Raw genomic sequence first — 17,804 nt, 5'->3', positions numbered from 1 at the left:
CTCCGCCCCGGAGGCCGGGCTCACCGGAGCACGTTCGTGACCATCCGCTCGACGTCGGCGCGGGTCGGCGGGGGCCCGGTGCGGTCGGCGAACAGCAGGTGGGCCGAGCCGATGAGCATGGCCGCGAGGAATTGCGGCTCGGCCGCCGCGCCGACCCGCCCGAGGTCCTGCTCCCGCGCCAGGTAGTCGCCGAGCATGCTCGCGGCCTCGGTCAGCACCGGCACACCGGCGGGCCAGGTCTCGCGCAGCCGGGCCCGCAGCTCGTCGCGGAACGTGATGAGCGCGACGATCGCCACCGCAACCGAGCCGAACACGCCCACCAGCGCCTCGGTCACGTTGCCGGCGACGGTACCCCGGCCGGCCGCCTCCCGCAGCGCCAGCGCCTGCGGGGCCATGCGGTGCACGCGATCGAGCACGAAGTCCGCGAGAAAGGCATCGAAGTCAGCGAAATGCTTGTGCAGTACGCCTTTGGCGACACCGGCCTCGGTGGTGACGGCCCGGCTGGTGAGCCCGCTGGGCCCGTCGCGCAGCAGGATCCGATCCGCGGCGTCGAACAACTGCTCGCGGACATCACGAATGGCAACCCCGGTAGGCACGCAGCACCCTTTCGTTCTGCCGCGCGCGGTTTACGAAGTGGGCAAGTGCCCATTAGAGTGGGCGCATGCCCACTCTATCAGGCGAGTCCCACGAGCAGCGGACTGTCGCCGAGTCCTTCGGCGCCGACGCCGACCGCTACGACCGCGCCCGCCCCACCTACCCGGCTGCCCTGATCACCCGCATCCTGGCCGCCGCACCCGGCCGCGAGGTGCTGGACGTGGGCTGTGGCACCGGCATCGTCGCCCGCCAGCTCCAGGCCGCGGGGGCGACGGTCCTGGGCCTGGACCCCGACCCGAGGATGGCCGCTGTCGCCCGCCGCAGCGGCCTGGACGTGGTCATCGCCACCATCGAGGAGTGGGAGCCCGCGGGCCGCACCTTCGACGCCCTGGTGGCCGGCCAGACATGGCACTGGGTGGACCCCGCCCGGGGCGCGGCGGCGGCGGCCCGCCTGCTCCGCCCGGGCGGTTTGATCACCATGTTCTGGAACGGCGTCGAGCCCCCGCCCGAGGTCGGCGAAGCCACCGGCGCCGCGCTGCGACGCTTCCTGCCGGACCTGCCGGGCCCGAAGTCCTTCTCGTTCGGCGGCACCGCATACGCCCCGCTGGCCGAGAAGGCCGCGGCGGCCCTGCGGGCAACGGGGGCGTTCGCCGAGCCGGAGCTGTGGACCTTCCCGTGGCAGCGCCCGTACACGCGCGACGAGTGGGCGGAGCAGATCTCCACGTCCGGCTTCATCAACCGCCTGCCGCCCGAGACGCTCACCGAGCTCAGGGCCGCGATCCGCGCCGAGACCCCGGCCGCCTTCACCGCCGGGTACTCGACAGTGGCCGCCGCCGCCCACCGCCTCGCCGCCGATGCCCCTGTCTGCGCTTGACCGCGCTTGAGCCGGCCCCGGGTCAGTCGTCGTCCTCCAGGTCGCCCTCCGTCTGGAGGTACACCTCGCGCAGACCGGCGAGCGTGGACTCCTGCGGGTGCTCCCACAGCCCGCGGTCGGCGGCCTCCAGGAGGCGTTCCGTGATGCCGTGCAGCGCCCACGGGTTGGACTCGGTGAGGAACTTGTGGTTGTCCGGGTCGAAGACGTAGGACTCGGCCAGCTTCTCGTACATCCAGTCGGCCACCACACCGGCCGTGGCGTCGAAGCCGAACAGGTAGTCGACGGTGGCGGCCAGCTCGAAGGCGCCCTTGTAGCCGTGCCGGCGCATCGCGGCCAGCCAGCGGGGGTTGACCACCCGGGCGCGGAAGACGCGGGCCGTCTCCTCGCTCAGGGTGCGGGTGCGCACGGCGTCGGGGTTGGTGCTGTCGCCGACGTACGCGGCGGGGGCCCGGCCGGTCAGGGCGCGGACGGTGGCGACCATGCCCCCGTGGTACTGGAAGTAGTCGTCCGAGTCCGCGATGTCGTGCTCGCGCGTGTCGGTGTTCTTCACCGCGACACTTATCCGCTTGTACGCGCCCTCCATGTCGGTGCGGGCCGCGACGCCGTCGACACCGCGGCCGTAGGCGTAGCCGCCCCACACCGCGTAGACCTCGGCCAGGTCGCGGTCGTCGCGCCAGTTGCGGCTGTCGATGAGTGGGAGGATGCCGGCCCCGTAGGCACCGGGCTTGGAGCCGAAGACGCGCAGCGTGGCCCGGCGCTCGTCACCGTGGGCGGCGACGTCCGCGGCCACGTGCTCGCGGACGTAGTTGTCCTCGCCCGCAGCGGCCGCGGCCAGCTGCACGGCGTCGTCGAGCAGGGCCACCACGTGCGGGAAGGCGTCGCGGAAGAAGCCGGAGATGCGCATGGTGACGTCGATGCGGGGGCGGCCCAGCTCGCCCGGGTCGATCAGCTCCAGGCGGGTGACCCGGCGCGACGCCTCGTCCCACACGGGGCGGACGCCGAGCAGTGACAGGGCCTCGGCGATGTCGTCGCCGGCGGTGCGCATGGCGCTCGTGCCCCACATGGACAGCCCGACGGAGCGGGGCCATTCGCCGTGGTCGGCGCGGTAGCGGGCCAGGAGCGACTCGGCCATCGCCTGGCCGGTCTCCCAGGCGAGGCGGGACGGGATCGCTTTCGGGTCGACGGAGTAGAAGTTGCGGCCGGTCGGCAGGACGTTGATCAGGCCGCGCAGCGGGGAGCCGCTGGGCCCGGCGGGGACGTAGCCGCCGTCGAGCGCGTGCAGCACGTTCGTGAGCTCGTCGGTGGTGCGCTCCAGCCGCGGCACGATCTCCGTGGCGGCGAACCGCAGCACCCGCAGCACCTCCGGGTTGTCCGACAGATCGGCGATGTCGGAGGCGTCCCACCCGCGCTCCTCCATCGCCGCGACGAGCGCCCGCGCCGACGCCTCCACAGCGTCCACATTGGACCGCTCCACGCTCGACTCGTCGAGCCCGAGCGCCTCGCGCAGTCCGGGCAGGGCCGCGACCTGGCCGCCCCACATCTGCCGGGCCCGCAGCATGGCCAGCACCAGGTCGACCCGGGCCGATCCCGACGGCGCCTGGCCCAGCACATGGAGCCCGTCGCGAATCTGTACGTCCTTGACCTCGCAGAGCCAGCCGTCGACGTGCAGCAGGAAATCGTCGAACTCGGCGTCGTGCGGCCGGTCGTCGAGGCCCAGGTCGTGGTCGAGCTTGGCCGCCTGGATCAGGGTCCAGATCTGCGCCCGGATCGCCGGCAGCTTGGCCGGGTCCAGCGCCGCGATGTTGGCGTGCTCGTCGAGCAGCTGCTCCAGGCGGGCGATGTCGCCGTACGACTCGGCCCGGGCCATCGGCGGCACCAGGTGATCGACGAGGGTGGCGTGGGCGCGGCGCTTGGCCTGGGTGCCCTCGCCCGGGTCGTTGACGAGGAACGGGTAGATCAGCGGCAGGTTGCCCAGCGCCGCGTCGGCCCCGCAGCCGGCCGACAGGCCCACGGTCTTGCCGGGCAGCCACTCCAGGTTGCCGTGCTTGCCGACGTGCACGACGGCGTGCGCGCCGAACTCGTCGGCCAGCCAGCGGTACGCGGCCAGGTAATGGTGCGACGGCGGCAGGTCGGGGTCGTGGTAGATGGCGACCGGGTTCTCCCCGAACCCGCGCGGCGGCTGCACCATCACCACGACGTTGCCACGTTGCAGTGCGGCGAGGACGATGTCGCCGTCGGAGACGAACAGCTCGCCGGGTGCCGGGCCCCAGTGCTGCTCCATCCCGGCCCGCAGGCCCTCGTCCAACGTCGCGAACCACGCCGCGTAGCGCGCGCCGGCGATGCGCACCGGGTTGCCCTGCAGCTGCTCGTCGGTGAGCCAGTTGACGTCCTGGCCACCGGCGGCGATGAGCTCGTGGATGAGCGCGTCGCCGTCCTTGGGGAAGCCCTCCCCGAGGTCGTACCCGCGCGCCTCCAGCTCCGCCAGCAGCCGCACGACGGAGGCCGGGGTGTCGAGGCCGACGGCGTTGCCGATCCGGGAGTGCTTGGTGGGGTACGCGCTCAGCATCACCACGATCCGCTTGTCCGCGTTCGCCAGCCGCCGCAGCCGGGCGTGGGCGGCGGCGATCCCGGCGACCCGGCTCGCGCGCTCGGGGTCGGCGACGTACACGGTGAGGCCGTCCTCGTCGATCTCCTTGAACGAGAACGGCACGGTGATGAGCCGCCCGTCGAACTCGGGGATGGCCACCTGGGTCGCGGTGTCCAGCGGTGACAGCCCGTCGTCGCTGCCGTCCCAGGTCTCGCGGCTGCTGGTGAGGCACAGGCCCTGCAGGATCGGCACGTCGAGGGCGGCGAGCGCGCCGACGTCCCACGCCTCGTCCTCCCCGCCGGCCTGGGCGTCGGCCGGGCGGGTGCCGCCGGCGGCGAGGACCGTCACCACGAGCGCGTCGGCCTGGCGCAGCGTGGCGAGCAGCGCGGCCGGGGCGGTGCGCAGCGACGCCGCGAAGACGGGCAGGGCCCGGGCGCCGGCGTCCTCGATCGCGGTGCAGAGCCCCTCGACGAACGCGGTGTTGCCGGAGACGTGATGGGCCCGGTAGTAGATGACGGCCACCGTCGGGCCTTCCACCTCCGCGGCGGTGCGCTCGAGGACGCCCCAGGCGGGCAGCTCGACCGGCTCGGCGAACCCGTGGCCGGTGAGCAGGATCGTGTCGGAGAGGAACCGGTGCAGCTCGGCGAGGTTGGCCGGGCCGCCGAACGCCAGGTAGGCGTGGGCCTGGGCGGCGAGGCCGGCCGGAACCGTGGAGTGGCTCATCAGCTCGGCGTCGGGGGCCTGCTCGCCGCCGAGCAGCACGACCGGCCGCCCGGTCGCGATGAGCGTGTCGAAGCCGTGCTCCCAGTCGCGGTACGCCCCGAGGAACCGCACAACGATCAGCTCGGCGCCTTCGGCGAGCCCGGTGAGGTCCTCGACGGCGGTGCGGGACGGGTTGGCCAGTCGCCAGTCGGCGCCGCTGGCGCGCGCGCTGAGCAGGTCGGTGTCGGACGTGGACAGCAGCAGGATCACGCCGGGGTTCCTCCCTCAGGGTCCGCGCCCCAAGTCGGTGGTCGGTTCCGGCGGCGGAGAAGTCTCCTGGCTCCCGGAAAGACACACGCGCTCCCCGGTGACAGTGGCGGGACCGCCCCGGACTCGCACCGGGTTCCTTCCACTCGTCGCCGTGCTTACAGCGCCGTCAACTCTCCTGGACCGTCAGGCGCCCGTCAAGCGAGCGTGGTCCACGTCCCGTGCGCAGGTAGTATCCGCCCGTGCAGCCTGCGACCCGACGTGAGAGTGCCGACCGGTGCCCGGGTGCCGTCCAGGTCCACCCGGCCGCGGACGGCGGCCTGGCCCGCGTCCGGCTGCCGGGCGGCCGGATCACCGGCGCCCAGCTGGCCGTCCTGCGCACCGCCGCGGCCGAGCTCGCCGACCCCGCCCTGGAGCTCACCTCCCGCGGAAACGTGCAGGTCAGAGCGCTGCCGCCGGGGGCCGAGCACGAGCTGGCGGCCCGGCTCACCAGCGCCGGGCTGCTGCCGTCGGCCACCCACGAGCGGGTCCGCAACATCGTCGCGACCCCGCTGAGCGCCGCCGTGCGCCCGCTCGTCGCGCGGTTCGACGCGCTGCTGTGCGCCGAGCCCGCCCTGGCCGCGCTGCCCGGCCGGTTCCTGGCCACGATCGACGACGGCCGCGGGGACGTGACCCCGCTGCTCGGCGACGTCGGCCTCCACGACTCCCATCTGACGCTGGCGGGGGTACTCACCGAGGCCCGCGGCCACCCCGAGCTGCTCGTTCGCGCCGCCGGGGCGTTTCTGGCCGAGCGGGCGGCCCAGCACTCCAACGCCTGGCGGCTGGCCGAGCTGGTCGACGGGCCGCAGCGGGTCGCCGCCCGCCTCGGCACCCGGCTCACGGCTCTTGCCCCGAATCGCACCGATCCGCCCGGTCCCGGCATCCACGGCGACTCGGCGGTCCTGGCGGTCCCGCTCGGCCTGCTCACAGCCCCGCAGTCGGCCGCGCTGAGCGCGCTGGGGGAGATCATCGTCACGCCGTGGCGGACCGTCGTCGTCCCGGCCGCGGCGATGGCCGACGCTGTGGAGTCCGGTCTCGTCGCCGACCCGGCCTCACCGTGGGCCGGGGTGACCGCCTGCGCCGGCCGGCCCGGCTGCGCCAAGTCACTCGCCGACGTCCGCGCGGACGCCCGGGCCGCGGTGGCCGCGGGCACCGCCGAGCCGGCGCACTGGGTCGGCTGCGAGCGCCGCTGCGGCGCACCGAAGGGAAGGCACGTGGAGATGCTGGCAACGCCGGCCGGATATGAGCGCAGTGTGGTGGCGTGAGCGCCGCGGAGCGAAGCGGAGTGGCCGCGAACCATAAGTGCTGGGCGGGGCTCGCGTCGCCGCCGGAGCTTGCGGAGGTGGCGGCGTGAGCGGTACGGAGCGAAGCGGAGTGGCCGCGAACCATAAGTGCTGGGCGGGGCTCGCGTCGCCGCCGGAGCTTGCGGAGGCGGCGGCGTGAGCGGTTGGGACTACATCCGGGACGGGGCGGAGATCTACCGGCGCTCGTTCGCCACGATCCGGGCCGAGGCCGACCTGTCGGGGCTGCCGGCCGACGTCGCGCAGGTGACCGTGCGCATGATTCACGCCTGCGGGATGGTCGACCTGCCGGCCGACGTCGGCTTCTCCCCCGGCGTGGTGCGGGCGGCGCGGGCGGCGCTGCGGGACGGGGCACCGATCCTCTGTGACGCCGAGATGGTCGCGTCCGGGGTGACCCGCGCGCGGCTGCCCCGTGACAATGCGGTGGTCTGCACGTTGCGCGATCCCGCGGTGCCGGCGCTGGCCCAGCGGCTGGCCAACACGCGCAGTGCCGCCGCGCTGGAGCTGTGGCGGGGACGGATCGACGGGGCCGTGGTGGCCATCGGCAATGCGCCGACCGCGCTGTTCCGGCTGCTGGAGATGGTGGCCGAGGGGGCCGGGACGCCCGCCGCCGTGCTCGGGATCCCGGTCGGGTTCATCGGGGCGGCCGAGTCGAAGGCGGCCCTGGCGGCGTCGGGGCTCGAGCATCTCGTCGTGCACGGGCGCCGGGGTGGCAGCGCGATGACGGCCGCCGCCGTCAACGCGATCGCGAGCGAGAAGGAATGAGCACTGTGGACAGTGGGCGGCTGTACGGTGTCGGACTCGGGCCCGGCGACCCCGAGCTGATGACGGTGAAGGCGGCCCGGCTGATCGCCGCGGCGCCGGTGGTGGCCTACCACAGTGCCCGGCACGGGCGCAGCATCGCCCGGTCGATCGCCGCGCCGTACCTGCGGGCCGACCACATCGAGGAGGCCCTCGTCTACCCGGTGACCACCGAGGACACCGCCGACTACCGGGGCGTCATCGAGGAGCACTACGACGCCTGGGCGGCGCGCCTCGCCGCGCACCTCGACGCCGGGCGGGACGTGGTCGTGCTGTGCGAGGGCGATCCGATGTTCTACGGCTCCTACATGCATATGCACAAGCGACTGCGGCAGCGGTACCCCACCGAGGTCGTCCCGGGCGTGACGTCCGTGGCGGGCGCGTCGGCGGTGCTGGGCCGCCCGCTCGTGGAGCGCGACGAGGTCCTGACCGTGCTGCCCGGCACCCTGCCGGCCGGGGTGCTCGCCGAGCGGCTGGCCGCCACCGACTCGGCCGCGGTGATGAAGCTCGGCCGCACGTTCGGCAAGGTCCGCGACGCGATCGAGCGGGCCGGGCGGCTCGACGAGGCGTGGTACGTCGAGCGGGCCACCACGGCCGGCGAGCGGGTCGCCCCGCTGCGCGACGTGGATGCCGACTCGGTGCCGTACTTCTCCATCGCCATCCTGCCGTCCCGCGTCCATGACGAGACGGCGGCGCAGCTGGCCGCCGCCCCGCCCGCCGTCCGGGAGGGCGAGGTGGTGGTCGTCGGGCTCGGGCCGGCCGGGCGCGACTGGCTCACCCCCGAGGCGCAGGCCGCGCTCGCGGCGGCCGACGACCTCGTGGGCTACGGGCCGTACCTCGACCGGGTGCCCGGCAATCCGCGCCAGCGCCGGCACGCCTCCGACAACCGGGTCGAGGCCGAGCGGGCCGAGTTCGCGCTCGCCCTGGCCCGCGAGGGCCGGCGGGTAGCGGTCGTCTCATCGGGCGACCCGGGCGTGTTCGCGATGGCCGCGGCCGTCCTCGAGGTCGCCGCAGAGCCGCGCTGGAAGGACATCGCGGTGCGGGTGCTGCCGGGCCTGACCGCGGCCCAGGCCGTGGCCAGCCGGGTCGGTGCGCCGCTCGGCCACGACTTCTGCGTGCTGTCGCTGTCGGACCGGCTCAAGCCGTGGGACGTCATCGCCGGGCGCCTCGAGGCCGCGGCCCGGGCCGACCTCGTCATCGCCGTCTACAACCCGGGCTCGAAGTCGCGGACGTGGCAGGTCGAGGCGGCCAAGGCGCTGCTGCTGCAGCACCGCGCGGCCGACACTCCGGTGGTGCTGGGCCGCGACGTCGGCGGGCCTCAGGAGTCGGTGCGGGTGGTGCGCCTGGCCGACCTCGAACCGTCCGAAGTGGACATGCGCACGCTGCTCATCATCGGCTCGTCGCAGACCCGCCGGCTGGACCGGGACGGGGCGGCACCGGTGGTGTGGACGCCGCGGCGGTACCCCGCCTGACGGCCGGCCCTCACCGCGCCGGCTCCGCCGCCGCACCGCCCGCGCTCGCGCGTCTGCGGGGGATGACGAGGGCGGTGCCGGTCTCCGGGTCGGGGACGACCCGGCACGGCAGCGCGAAGACCTGCTCCATCATGGACTCGGTGACCACGTCGGACGGTGGGCCCGCGGCCACGATGCGGCCCGCGCGCATGGCGACCAGGTGGGTGGCGTAGCGGGCGGCCAGGTTGAGGTCGTGCAGGACGGCCACCAGGGTGCGGCCGTGCTCGCGGTGCAGGGTGGCGCAGAGTTCGAGGATGTCGAGCTGGTGGGCGATGTCCAGGTACGTCGTGGGCTCGTCCAGCAGCAGCAGCGGGGTCTGCTGGGCCAGTACCATCGCGATCCAGACGCGTTGCCGCTGGCCGCCCGACAGCTCGTCGACGAACGCGGACGCCAGCGGGGTCACCGACGTGGCCTGCATGGCCCACCGGACGGCGCGCTCGTCGGCGGCGCTCCAGGTGCTCAGCGGGCCGCGGTGCGGGTAGCGGCCGCGGGACACGAGGTCGGCGACGGTGATGCCGTCGGGGGCGGTCGCGGTCTGGGCGAGCAGGCCCAGGGTGCGGGCGACCTCGCGGGCCGGGCGGGTGGCGATGTCGCGGCCGTCGAGCAGGACGGTGCCGGCCTTCGGGCGCAGGACCCGGGCCAGGGAGCGCAGCAGCGTCGACTTCCCGCACGCGTTCGGGCCCACGATGACGGTGAACGAGCCGTCGGGGATGTCGATGGACAGGCCCTCGGTGACCGTGCGGCCCTCGTAGCCGAGGGTCAGGTCGGTGCCGCGCAGGCGGTCAGACACGGGCTCTCCTTGCGGTGCGGGCGAGCAGCAGGATCAGGTAGCCGCCGCCGAGCAGGCCGGTGACCACGCCGACGGGGAGCTGGCGGCCGGGGAGCAGCCGCTGGGCGAGGACGTCGGCGCCGGTCAGCAGCGCGGCGCCCAGGAAGAGACTGGGCAGCAGGTTGGGGCCGGCCACGCCGGTGAGCCGCCGGGCCAGCTGGGGTGCGGTGAGGGCCACGAAGAGCACCGGTCCGGCCGCCGCGGCCGCCGCGGCGGCCAGCAGCACGGCACAGGCCAGGGCGACCGCCCGGACGGGCCCCACGCCGACCCCGAGGCCGCGGGCCGGGTCGTCGCCCAGCTCGAGGTTCGCCAGCGCCCGGGCCAGCGCGACGACGACCGGGGTCAGCAGCACGAGCGCGCCGCCGGCGACCGCGGCGCTGCCCCAGCCGCGGCCGTCGAGGCTGCCGGTGAGCCACAGCACGGCCCGGGCGGCGTCGACGATGTTCGCGCGAATGAGCAGGTAGCTGTTGACGCCGGTGAGGATGCCGGCGACGCCGATGCCGACCAGAACCAGTCGGTGCCCGTGGCCGCCGCCGCGCCAGGCCAGCAGGTAGATGGCGACACCGGTGGCGACGGCCCCGAGCAGCGAGCCGCCCGCGACCGCCGCGGTGCCACCGCCGGACACGACGACCGCGAGCAGGCCGCCCGTCGCCGAGCCCTGCGTGAAGCCGAGCACGTCGGGGCTGCCGAGCGGGTTGCGTACCAGGGACTGGAACAGCGCTCCGGCCAGCGCCAGCGCACCGCCGGTGACGAGCGCCGTCACGACCTGCGGCAGGCGCAGTGCACGGACGATGAAGGCATCGGCGGGGGTACCGCCACCGGCAAGCGTGCGCACGACGTCCCCGAGGCCCATCGGATAGTCGCCGCTGCCGATCGCGACGAGCGCGGCCAGCACGGCGACCGCGGCCAGGGCCAGGCTCACCCAGAAGGCGCGCCCGCTCATGCGGACCGCCGCCCTCGGACGATGGCCAGGAAGAACCCACCCCCGAGGACCGCGGTGACCACCCCGACCGACAGCTCCCCCGGGCGGGCCACGACCCGCCCGATGACGTCCGCCGCCAGCAGCAGCGCCGGCGCGAGGACGCCGCTGTAGAGCAGGAGCAGCCGGACGTCGGCGCCCGTGAACGAGCGGACCAGGTGCGGCACCATGAGCCCCAGGAACACGATCGGCCCGCAGGCCGCTGTCGCCGCCCCGCACAGCAGCACGATCGCCACCGCGGCCAGGATGCGGATGCGGCCCGGGTGGGCGCCGAGCGCGCGGGCCGAGTCGTCGCCGAGCGCGAGGGCCCCGAGCGGGCGGCCCAGCAGCGCGGCGATCCCGGCCCCCACGACCACGAACGGGGCGATCAGCCAGGCGGTGCCGGGGCGGGCCGCGGCGAGGGAGCCGGCCGTCCAGAACCGCATCCGGTCCAGTGAGGCCGTGTCCAGCAGCTGCACCGCGGCGACGTATGCGTAGAGGGCGGCGCTGACCGCGGTACCACTCAATGCCAGCGATCCCGGGGACCCGTAGCGCCCGCCGGCCACGGCATGGACCACGACGGACACCAGGGCCGCCCCGCCGAAGGCGAACCAGACGTAGCCGGAGAGGTCCGTCACGCCGAGGAAGGCGATGGCGCTGACCACCGCGGCCGACGCGCCGGCGTTGACGCCGAGCAGGCCCGGGTCGGCCAGGGGGTTGCGGGTCAGCGCCTGCATGAGGGCGCCGGCCAGGCCCAGGGCGGCGCCGACCAGCAGGCCGAGGACGGTGCGGGGCAGCCGCAGGTCGCGGACCACGGTGGCGCCGGCCGCCGTGGCGTCGGTGAGGCCGCGCCAGACCTCGGCCGGGCCGAGCGCGCGGGCGCCGACGGCGAGGCTGGCCACCGCGACCAGGACGAGGACGCCGACCGCGGCAACGATACGCACAAAGGGGGGCAAAGGTACCGCCTTGACACGATCAACTTAAGTAAGGCTACCCTAAGCTCTCACGTGTGAGGAGGCAACCCACCATGGCTTTGACCGTTTCCCGCCGCGGCCTGCTCGCCGGCGTCCTCGGCCTCGGCGCGCTCGCGGCCTGCGGCGACGGCACCGGCTCCGACCCGGCCGCGAGCGGCGGCGGCGGGGGCGGGGGCGGCGGTCCGTTCGCCTTCACCGACGACCGCGGCACCGCCGTCAACCTGGGCACCACGCCGAAGCGGGTCGTCGCCTACGTCGGCACCGCGGCCGCGCTCCACGACTTCGGCGTCACCGCGTTCGCCGGCACGTTCGGCCCGCTCAAGGCGGCCGACGGCGGCAAGGATCCGCTGGCCGGCGGGCTCGACCCGGCCAAGGTCGAGTCGCTGGGCAACGCGTGGGGCGAGTTCAACATCGAGAAGTACGCCGCGCTGCGCCCCGAGCTGCTGATCACCAACATGTACGAGGCGAACCAGCTCTGGTACGTCCCCGAGGACAGCAAGGACAAGATCCTCGGCCTGGCCCCGAGCATCGGCCTCACCGTGTCGCGGACCTCGCTGGCCACCGTCATCAAGCGCTACGCCGACCTGGCCAAGGCGCTGGGCGGCGACCCGACGGCCGGCCAGGCGCAGTTCGACACGGCCGCGGCGGCGGTCAGGGCGGCGGTGAAGGCCAACGGGAGCCTCAAGGTCCTGGCCGCGTCGGCGAGCCCCGACCTGCTGTACGTCTGCGACCCCAAGGTCTACGGCGAGCTGAGCTACTACCGGGAGCTCGGCGTCGAGGTCATCGCCCCGACCGCCGTCTCCGGAGGCTACTTCGAGAACCTGAGCTGGGAGAACGCGGACAAGTACAAGGCCGACGTGATACTGCTCGACAACCGCTCCCAGGCGCTGCAGCCCAAGGACCTCGCCGCCAAGCCGACCTGGGCGAGCCTGCCGGCGGTCAAGGCCGCCCAGATCGTGCCGTGGCAGAGCGAGCCGCGGTTCAGCTACACCGGGTGCGCGGGCGCGCTCGACACCCTCGCCAAGGCCCTGTCGGGAGCGAAGAAGGTCACCGCATGACCTATGACTTCTTCGATGTGCGGGTCACCGCGCGGTCCCGGCTGACGCCCTCGGCCGTCCGGCTGACGTTCGCCGGGCCGCAGCTCGGCGCCTTCGCCAGCGGCGGCCGGGATCAGCGCTGCAAGCTGTTCTTCCCGGCCCCCGGCCAGTCCACGGCGATCGTGCCGCGGACCCCCGACTGGTATCCCGGGTGGCGGGCCATGGACCCGGCGGTGCGCGCCGTCATGCGCACGTACACCGTCGCCGCGCACCGGCCGGACGAGTTCGACGTGGACTTCGCGCTGCACCCGGGCGGCGGGCCGGCCAACCGGTGGGCGGCGCGGGCGCAGGCCGGCGACCGGCTGCTGGTGCTCGGCCCGACGGTCACCGACAACGGCGGCGTCGACTTCCTGCCGCCGGACGGCACCGACTGGGTCCTGCTGGCCGGGGACGAGACGGCGGTGCCGGCCCTGGCCGCGATCCGGGCCCACGTCGGCGACAGCCTGCCGGTGCACACGTTCGTCGCGGCCGCGCCGGCCCGCTGCGCGCCGGGCGTCGTGCACTGCCCGGCCGGGCTGCTCGGCCCGGTGCGGGCGGCGGTGCTACCGGCGGGCACGCCGTATGCGTTCATCGCCGGCGAGTCCGGTGAGATCCGCGCGCTGCGCCGGCATCTGGTGCACGAGCGCGGGTTCGACAGGCGACGGGTGAAGTTCACCGGATACTGGCGGCGCGGGGCGAGCGAGGACGACCTGATCAAGGAGGCGGCGGTGCCGGAAGGCGACTGAAGCAAGCCCCGGCCGCGGCGGCCGGGGCTGCTCCGAAGTGCTCAGTTCGAGGCCACGCCGAGGCCCGCGGAGGCGCCGGGCTCGTCCTCGCCGCCCAGGCCGCCGAGGCGGGCGTGCAGGTCGTCGATGTCGCCGCCGGTGAACGACGGCTGCTCGCCCTCGTCGTAGCCGGCGCTGTAGGCGACGTGCTGCCCGTGCTCGAGGGCTGTCGACTCAGCCTGGTGGGTGTCGTGCTCGAACACGCCGAACTGGCTCTGCAGGTCGCTCTCGGAGCCGTGGTCGGCGTGGAGCTGCTCCATCGCGCTGTGGTCCTGGCCGGTCTCGAAGTGGCCGAGGTCGGTGTCGCCGTGGCCGAACGTGTCCGGCTGCTCGTCGCCGGTGTAGCCCGGGTCGAGCTGGCCGCCGTCGTCGTAGTCGCTCATGTTGTGGTCCACCCTGTTCGTCGTCGTTGCCAGAACAGTAGACGGGCCGTCCGGGCGCTTGTATCCCCAAAGCGTGCCGCGCCCGGTCGGCCTATACTTCGGCGCAGGTGTTGAAGGGGACGAGTACCCCCGCACGCAGCCTTGAGCGAACCGGGGACGGTGGAAGCCCGGCAGGTGTGCGCGGGGAGAAGATCACCCCGGAGCCGTGGCTGGACAAGAGTGGGCTGTGTCGAAACACGGCCAAGGAGGGTGGTACCGCGGGGCTGCGGCCTCGTCCCTCTGTCCGTGAAGACCGACGGAGAGGTACAAGATCATGTATCGGCCGGTGCCGGCGCAGGTGGACCTGTCTGCGCTGGATCATCAGGTGCTCGCGCTCTGGCAGGAGCGCGATGTGTTCGGGCTCAGCCTGGCCCGATCCGAGGGCAGGCCGGAGTGGGTGTTCTACGAGGGGCCGCCCACCGCCAACGGCATGCCGGGCGCACACCACATCGAGGCGCGCGTGTTCAAGGACGTGTTCCCCCGCTACAAGACCATGAAGGGCTTCCACGTCGCCCGCAAGGCCGGCTGGGACTGCCACGGGCTGCCGGTCGAGCTGGCCGTGGAGAAGGAGCTCGGCTTCACCGGCAAGCAGGACATCGAGGCCTACGGGGTCGCCGAGTTCAATGCCCGGTGCCGCGAGTCGGTGACCCGGCACACCGACGCGTTCGGGCGGCTCACCGAGCGGATGGGTTACTGGGTCGACATGGCCGGGGCCTACCGGACCATGGACCCGTCGTACATCGAGTCCGTGTGGTGGTCGCTCAAGCAGATCTTCGACAAGGGGCTCCTCGTCGAGGACTTCCGGGTGGCGCCGTGGTGCCCGCGCGACCAGACGGGCCTGTCCGACCACGAGGTGGCCCAGGGCTACGAAACCGTGACCGACCCGTCGGTGTACGTGCGGTTCCCGCTGACGTCGGGGCCGCTGAGCGGGGCCGCGGCGCTGCTGATCTGGACCACGACACCGTGGACGCTCGTGTCCAACACGGCCGTGGCGGTACACCCGGATGTCTCCTATGTCGTGGCGACCGACGGCACCGAGCGGCTGGTCGTGGCCGAACCGCTGGTCGGCAAGGCGCTCGGCGAGGGCTGGACGCTCACCGGAGAGGCGTTCACCGGCAAGGAGATGGAGCGCTGGACCTACCGGCGGCCGTTCGACCTGGTGCCCCTGGAGGGCGCGAACTTCGTCGTCCTCGGCACGTACGTCACCACCGAGGACGGCACCGGCCTCGTCCACCAGGCGCCCGCGTTCGGCGCCGACGACTACGCCACCTGCCGGGCCTACGACCTGCCGATGATCAACCCGATCGCCCCCGACGGCCGGTTCGAGGACGGCCTGGACCTGGTCGGCGGCCTGTTCTTCAAGGACGCCGACGCGGTCCTCACCGCGACGCTGCGCGAGCACGGCGCGCTCTTCCGGCACGTGCAGTACGAGCACTCGTACCCGCACTGCTGGCGCTGCCACACGCCGCTGCTGTACTACGCGCAGCCCTCCTGGTACATCCGCACCACGCAGATCAAGGACGCGCTGCTGCGGGAGAACGAGAGCACCGGCTGGCACCCGGAGTCGATCAAGCACGGCCGCTACGGCGACTGGCTCACCAACAACGTCGACTGGGCGCTGTCGCGCAAGCGTTACTGGGGCACGCCGCTGCCGATCTGGCGGTGCGACGAAGGGCACCTGACCTGCATCGGGTCCCTCGCCGAGCTCAGCGAGCGGGCCGGGCGCGACGTGACGGGCCTCGACCCGCACCGGCCCTACATCGACGAGGTCACGCTGCCGTGCGGCGAGTGCGGCGGCACCGCCCGGCGGGTGCCCGAGGTCATCGACGGCTGGTACGACTCGGGCGCCATGCCGTTCGCGCAGTACGGCTACCCGCACCGCAACGCCGAGACGTTCGAGAAGAGCTACCCGGCCGACTTCATCTCGGAGGCGATCGACCAGACCCGCGGCTGGTTCTACACGCTGATGGCCGTGGGCACGCTCGTGTTCGACCGGTCGAGCTACCGCAACGTCGTCTGCCTCGGGCACATCCAGGCCGAGGACGGCCGCAAGATGTCCAAGCACCTCGGCAACATCCTCGACCCGATGGAGCTGCTGGAGCGCCACGGTGCCGACGCCGTGCGCTGGTTCATGGCCGCCGTGGGCTCGCCGTGGTCGGCCCGGCGGGTGGGGCACACGCTCATCCAGGAGGTGGTGCGGAAGGTCCTGCTCACGTACTGGAACACCGTGGCGTTCCAGAGCCTCTACGCGCGCACCGCCGGCTGGACACCCGATGCGACGGTGCCGCTGCGCGAGCGGCCGGTGCTCGACCGGTGGGTCGTCTCCGAGCTCAACCGGCTCGTCGGCGACGTGGACGCGGCCATGGCGGCCTTCGACACCCAGCGGGCCGGGCGGCTGCTCGCCCAGTTCGTCGACGACCTGTCGAACTGGTACGTGCGGCGGGCCCGGCGGCGGTTCTGGCGCGGCGACCCGGCGGCCCTGGCCACGCTGCACGAGGCGGTCACGACCGTCACGCTGCTCATGGCCCCGCTCACACCGTTCGTGACCGAGCGGGTCTGGCAGGACCTCGTCGTCCCGACCGACCGGGGAGCTCCGGAGTCGGTACATCTGGCGCCCTACCCGGTCGCGGACCCGTCACGTGTCGACCCGGGCCTGGCCGAGCGGATGGCGCTCGTGCGGCGGCTCGTCGAGATGGGCCGGGCCGCCCGCGCGGACGCGACGGTCAAGACCCGCCAGCCGCTGTCGCGGGTCCTCGTCTCGGCGCAGGGGTTCGACGAGCTCGGCCCGGAGCTGCTGGAGCTGCTGGCCGAGGAGCTCAACGTGCAGGCGGTCGAGCCGCTCACCGGCTCCCTCGTCAACACCACGGCCAAGGCCAACTTCCGCTCGCTCGGCAAGCGCTACGGCAAGCGGGTCCAGGAGATCGCCAAGGCGGTCGCGGCCGCCGACGCGGCGGTGCTCGGCGAGGGTTTCCGCACCACCGGCACGGCGAGCGTCGACGTCGGCGGCGAGGCGATCACCCTGGAGCGCGACGACGTGTTCCTGACCGAGACGCCCCGCGAGGGCTGGGCCGTGTCCAGCGACGCCGGGGCGACGGTCGCCCTGGACCTGCAGCTCACGCCCGCGCTGCGCCGGGCCGGCATCGCCCGCGAGGTGATCCGGCAGGTGCAGGAGGCCCGCAAGAGCAGCGGGCTGGAGGTGACGGACCGGATCTCGCTGCAGTATCGGGCCGACGACCCCGACACCGCATCGGCACTGCAGGAGCACGCCGCGGCGATCGCCGACGAGGTGCTCGCCACGTCCTTCGGGGCCGGCGCCGGATGGCCGGACGCGAACGCGAACGCGGCGGCCGGGCTGACGTTCTGGCTACGCAAGCAGTAGCCGGGCCACCTCGTCCACTGTAGACAGGACGGGGACGCCTGGGGTGACCGGTGGGCGGTCGACGACCACCACCGCGATCCCCAGGCTCCGGGCCGCTTCGAGCTTGGCTTCGGTCATCGCGCCGCCGCTGTCCTTGGTGACGAGCACGTCGATGCGGTGCCGGCGCAGCAGCCGGATCTCGCCCTCCACCGTGAACGGCCCCCGATCCAGGAGCACCGTGAAGTTGGCGGGCAGCGGCTCGGGCGGCTCGACGCAGCGGACGAGGCAGAATATTGCGAGATCTCGAAAATGTCCGATTCCCTGGCGCCCGGTGGTGATGAAGGCCCGCTCCCCCAGCGCCGGCAGCAGCCCGGCCGCCTGCTCGAGCGAATCGACGCGCGGCCACGACGGGTCCAGGTCGTAGCCCGGCCGCCGCAGCACGACGAGCCTCGTGCCGGTGCAGGCGCAGGCGGCGGCCGCGTTGCCCGACATCTGCACGGCGAACGGGTGCGTGGCGTCGACCACGACGTCGATCCGCTCGTCCCGCAGATACTGCGCCAGGCCGGCCGGGCCGCCGAAGCCGCCGACGCGGACCTCCCCCGCCGGGAGCGCCGGGTCGGCGACGCGGCCGGCGAGGGAGGAGATCACGCGGTAGCCCGGCAGCGGCACCGAGGCGAGCCGGCGGGCCTCCCCGGTGCCGCCCAGGATCAGCACGGACGGCACCGC

General features: G+C 73.9%; 14 protein-coding genes and 1 riboswitch. Of the genes, 7 read left to right on the top strand and 7 right to left on the bottom strand.

The window, feature by feature from the left end:
- Window positions 1-20: 20 nt before the first annotated feature.
- The gene (locus Dvina_RS13475) at window positions 21-596 is read right to left on the bottom strand and encodes a TetR family transcriptional regulator (RefSeq protein ID WP_223102818.1); all 576 of its coding nucleotides are present in this window, start codon (window positions 594-596) and stop codon (window positions 21-23) included.
- Between the two features lie 65 nt (window positions 597-661).
- Between Dvina_RS13475 and Dvina_RS13470 the strand changes: the two genes are divergently transcribed.
- Complete coding sequence (locus tag Dvina_RS13470; RefSeq protein ID WP_223102817.1) at window positions 662-1,468, top strand: class I SAM-dependent methyltransferase; 807 nt, start codon at window positions 662-664, stop codon at window positions 1,466-1,468.
- A gap of 22 nt (window positions 1,469-1,490) precedes the next feature.
- Here the strand turns inward: Dvina_RS13470 and cobN are convergent, their stop codons facing one another.
- Window positions 1,491-5,027 (bottom strand): cobaltochelatase subunit CobN, encoded by a 3,537-nt coding sequence (gene cobN / locus Dvina_RS13465; protein ID WP_223102816.1) that lies wholly within the window; start codon window positions 5,025-5,027, stop codon window positions 1,491-1,493.
- A gap of 59 nt (window positions 5,028-5,086) precedes the next feature.
- Window positions 5,087-5,166, bottom strand: a riboswitch (cobalamin riboswitch).
- Between the two features lie 100 nt (window positions 5,167-5,266).
- On the opposite strand from cobN, the gene Dvina_RS13460 reads away from it, so the two are divergent.
- The 3 genes from Dvina_RS13460 to Dvina_RS13450 all read left to right on the top strand — a co-directional run bounded on the left by Dvina_RS13460 (window position 5,267) and on the right by Dvina_RS13450 (window position 8,637).
- Window positions 5,267-6,328: a precorrin-3B synthase gene (locus tag Dvina_RS13460; RefSeq protein WP_223102815.1), complete on the top strand. Its 1,062-nt coding sequence runs from the start codon at window positions 5,267-5,269 to the stop codon at window positions 6,326-6,328.
- A gap of 174 nt (window positions 6,329-6,502) precedes the next feature.
- Window positions 6,503-7,129 carry a precorrin-8X methylmutase gene (locus Dvina_RS13455; protein WP_223102814.1) on the top strand — a complete coding sequence of 209 codons (627 nt, stop codon included), beginning with the start codon at window positions 6,503-6,505 and terminating at the stop codon, window positions 7,127-7,129.
- The gene (locus Dvina_RS13450; protein ID WP_223102813.1) at window positions 7,126-8,637 is read left to right on the top strand and encodes a precorrin-2 C(20)-methyltransferase; all 1,512 of its coding nucleotides are present in this window, start codon (window positions 7,126-7,128) and stop codon (window positions 8,635-8,637) included. Before Dvina_RS13455 ends, Dvina_RS13450 begins: the two co-directional genes overlap by 4 nt.
- A gap of 10 nt (window positions 8,638-8,647) precedes the next feature.
- Here the strand turns inward: Dvina_RS13450 and Dvina_RS13445 are convergent, their stop codons facing one another.
- From Dvina_RS13445 to Dvina_RS13435, 3 genes are read right to left on the bottom strand one after another with little or no spacing between them, the layout of a single operon-like run.
- Window positions 8,648-9,466, bottom strand: a complete 819-nt coding sequence (locus Dvina_RS13445; protein WP_223102812.1) for an ABC transporter ATP-binding protein — start codon at window positions 9,464-9,466, stop codon at window positions 8,648-8,650.
- Complete coding sequence (locus Dvina_RS13440; protein ID WP_223102811.1) at window positions 9,459-10,448, bottom strand: FecCD family ABC transporter permease; 990 nt, start codon at window positions 10,446-10,448, stop codon at window positions 9,459-9,461. The genes Dvina_RS13445 and Dvina_RS13440 overlap by 8 nt, the downstream gene beginning before the upstream one ends.
- Complete coding sequence (locus Dvina_RS13435; RefSeq protein ID WP_380030188.1) at window positions 10,445-11,419, bottom strand: FecCD family ABC transporter permease; 975 nt, start codon at window positions 11,417-11,419, stop codon at window positions 10,445-10,447. The genes Dvina_RS13440 and Dvina_RS13435 overlap by 4 nt, the downstream gene beginning before the upstream one ends.
- Window positions 11,420-11,490: 71 nt before the next feature.
- Here Dvina_RS13435 and Dvina_RS13430 point away from each other — a divergent pair, with 71 nt between their 5' ends.
- Window positions 11,491-12,495, top strand: coding sequence for an ABC transporter substrate-binding protein (locus tag Dvina_RS13430; RefSeq protein ID WP_223102810.1), 1,005 nt, complete (start codon window positions 11,491-11,493; stop codon window positions 12,493-12,495).
- Window positions 12,492-13,259: a siderophore-interacting protein gene (locus Dvina_RS13425; protein WP_223102809.1), complete on the top strand. Its 768-nt coding sequence runs from the start codon at window positions 12,492-12,494 to the stop codon at window positions 13,257-13,259. Before Dvina_RS13430 ends, Dvina_RS13425 begins: the two co-directional genes overlap by 4 nt.
- Window positions 13,260-13,300: 41 nt before the next feature.
- On the opposite strand, the gene Dvina_RS13420 is transcribed toward Dvina_RS13425, so the two are convergent.
- Entirely contained in the window at window positions 13,301-13,681 is a 381-nt protein-coding gene (locus Dvina_RS13420) for a hypothetical protein (protein WP_223102808.1), read from the bottom strand.
- 313 nt (window positions 13,682-13,994) lie between these two features.
- Between Dvina_RS13420 and ileS the strand changes: the two genes are divergently transcribed.
- A complete protein-coding gene (gene ileS, locus Dvina_RS13415) occupies window positions 13,995-17,099 on the top strand; it encodes an isoleucine--tRNA ligase (protein ID WP_223102807.1) in 3,105 nt (1,034 codons plus the stop codon).
- On the opposite strand, the gene Dvina_RS13410 is transcribed toward ileS, so the two are convergent.
- Window positions 17,085-17,801, bottom strand: a complete 717-nt coding sequence (locus tag Dvina_RS13410; protein ID WP_246656194.1) for a cobalt-precorrin-6A reductase — start codon at window positions 17,799-17,801, stop codon at window positions 17,085-17,087. The genes ileS and Dvina_RS13410 overlap by 15 nt on opposite strands.
- Window positions 17,802-17,804 lie beyond the last annotated feature (3 nt).

The sequence above is a fragment of the Dactylosporangium vinaceum genome (assembly GCF_019904175.1).
GTDB lineage: Bacteria > Actinomycetota > Actinomycetes > Mycobacteriales > Micromonosporaceae > Dactylosporangium > Dactylosporangium vinaceum.
Note: the sequence above shows the minus strand (reverse complement) of the source record. Positions and strands in the feature narration are given on the sequence as shown.

Excerpts from the sequence above, each read along its gene's own strand:
- Dvina_RS13470 (WP_223102817.1), top strand. The coding sequence starts at position 662 with ATGCCCACTCTATCAGGCGAGTCCCACGAGCAGCGGACTGTCGCCGAG.
- Dvina_RS13450 (WP_223102813.1), top strand. The coding sequence starts at position 7,126 with ATGAGCACTGTGGACAGTGGGCGGCTGTACGGTGTCGGACTCGGGCCC.
- Dvina_RS13440 (WP_223102811.1), bottom strand. The coding sequence starts at position 10,448 with ATGAGCGGGCGCGCCTTCTGGGTGAGCCTGGCCCTGGCCGCGGTCGCC.
- Dvina_RS13430 (WP_223102810.1), top strand. The coding sequence starts at position 11,491 with ATGGCTTTGACCGTTTCCCGCCGCGGCCTGCTCGCCGGCGTCCTCGGC.
- Dvina_RS13425 (WP_223102809.1), top strand. The coding sequence starts at position 12,492 with ATGACCTATGACTTCTTCGATGTGCGGGTCACCGCGCGGTCCCGGCTG.
- Dvina_RS13420 (WP_223102808.1), bottom strand. The coding sequence starts at position 13,681 with ATGAGCGACTACGACGACGGCGGCCAGCTCGACCCGGGCTACACCGGC.
- ileS (WP_223102807.1), top strand. The coding sequence starts at position 13,995 with ATGTATCGGCCGGTGCCGGCGCAGGTGGACCTGTCTGCGCTGGATCAT.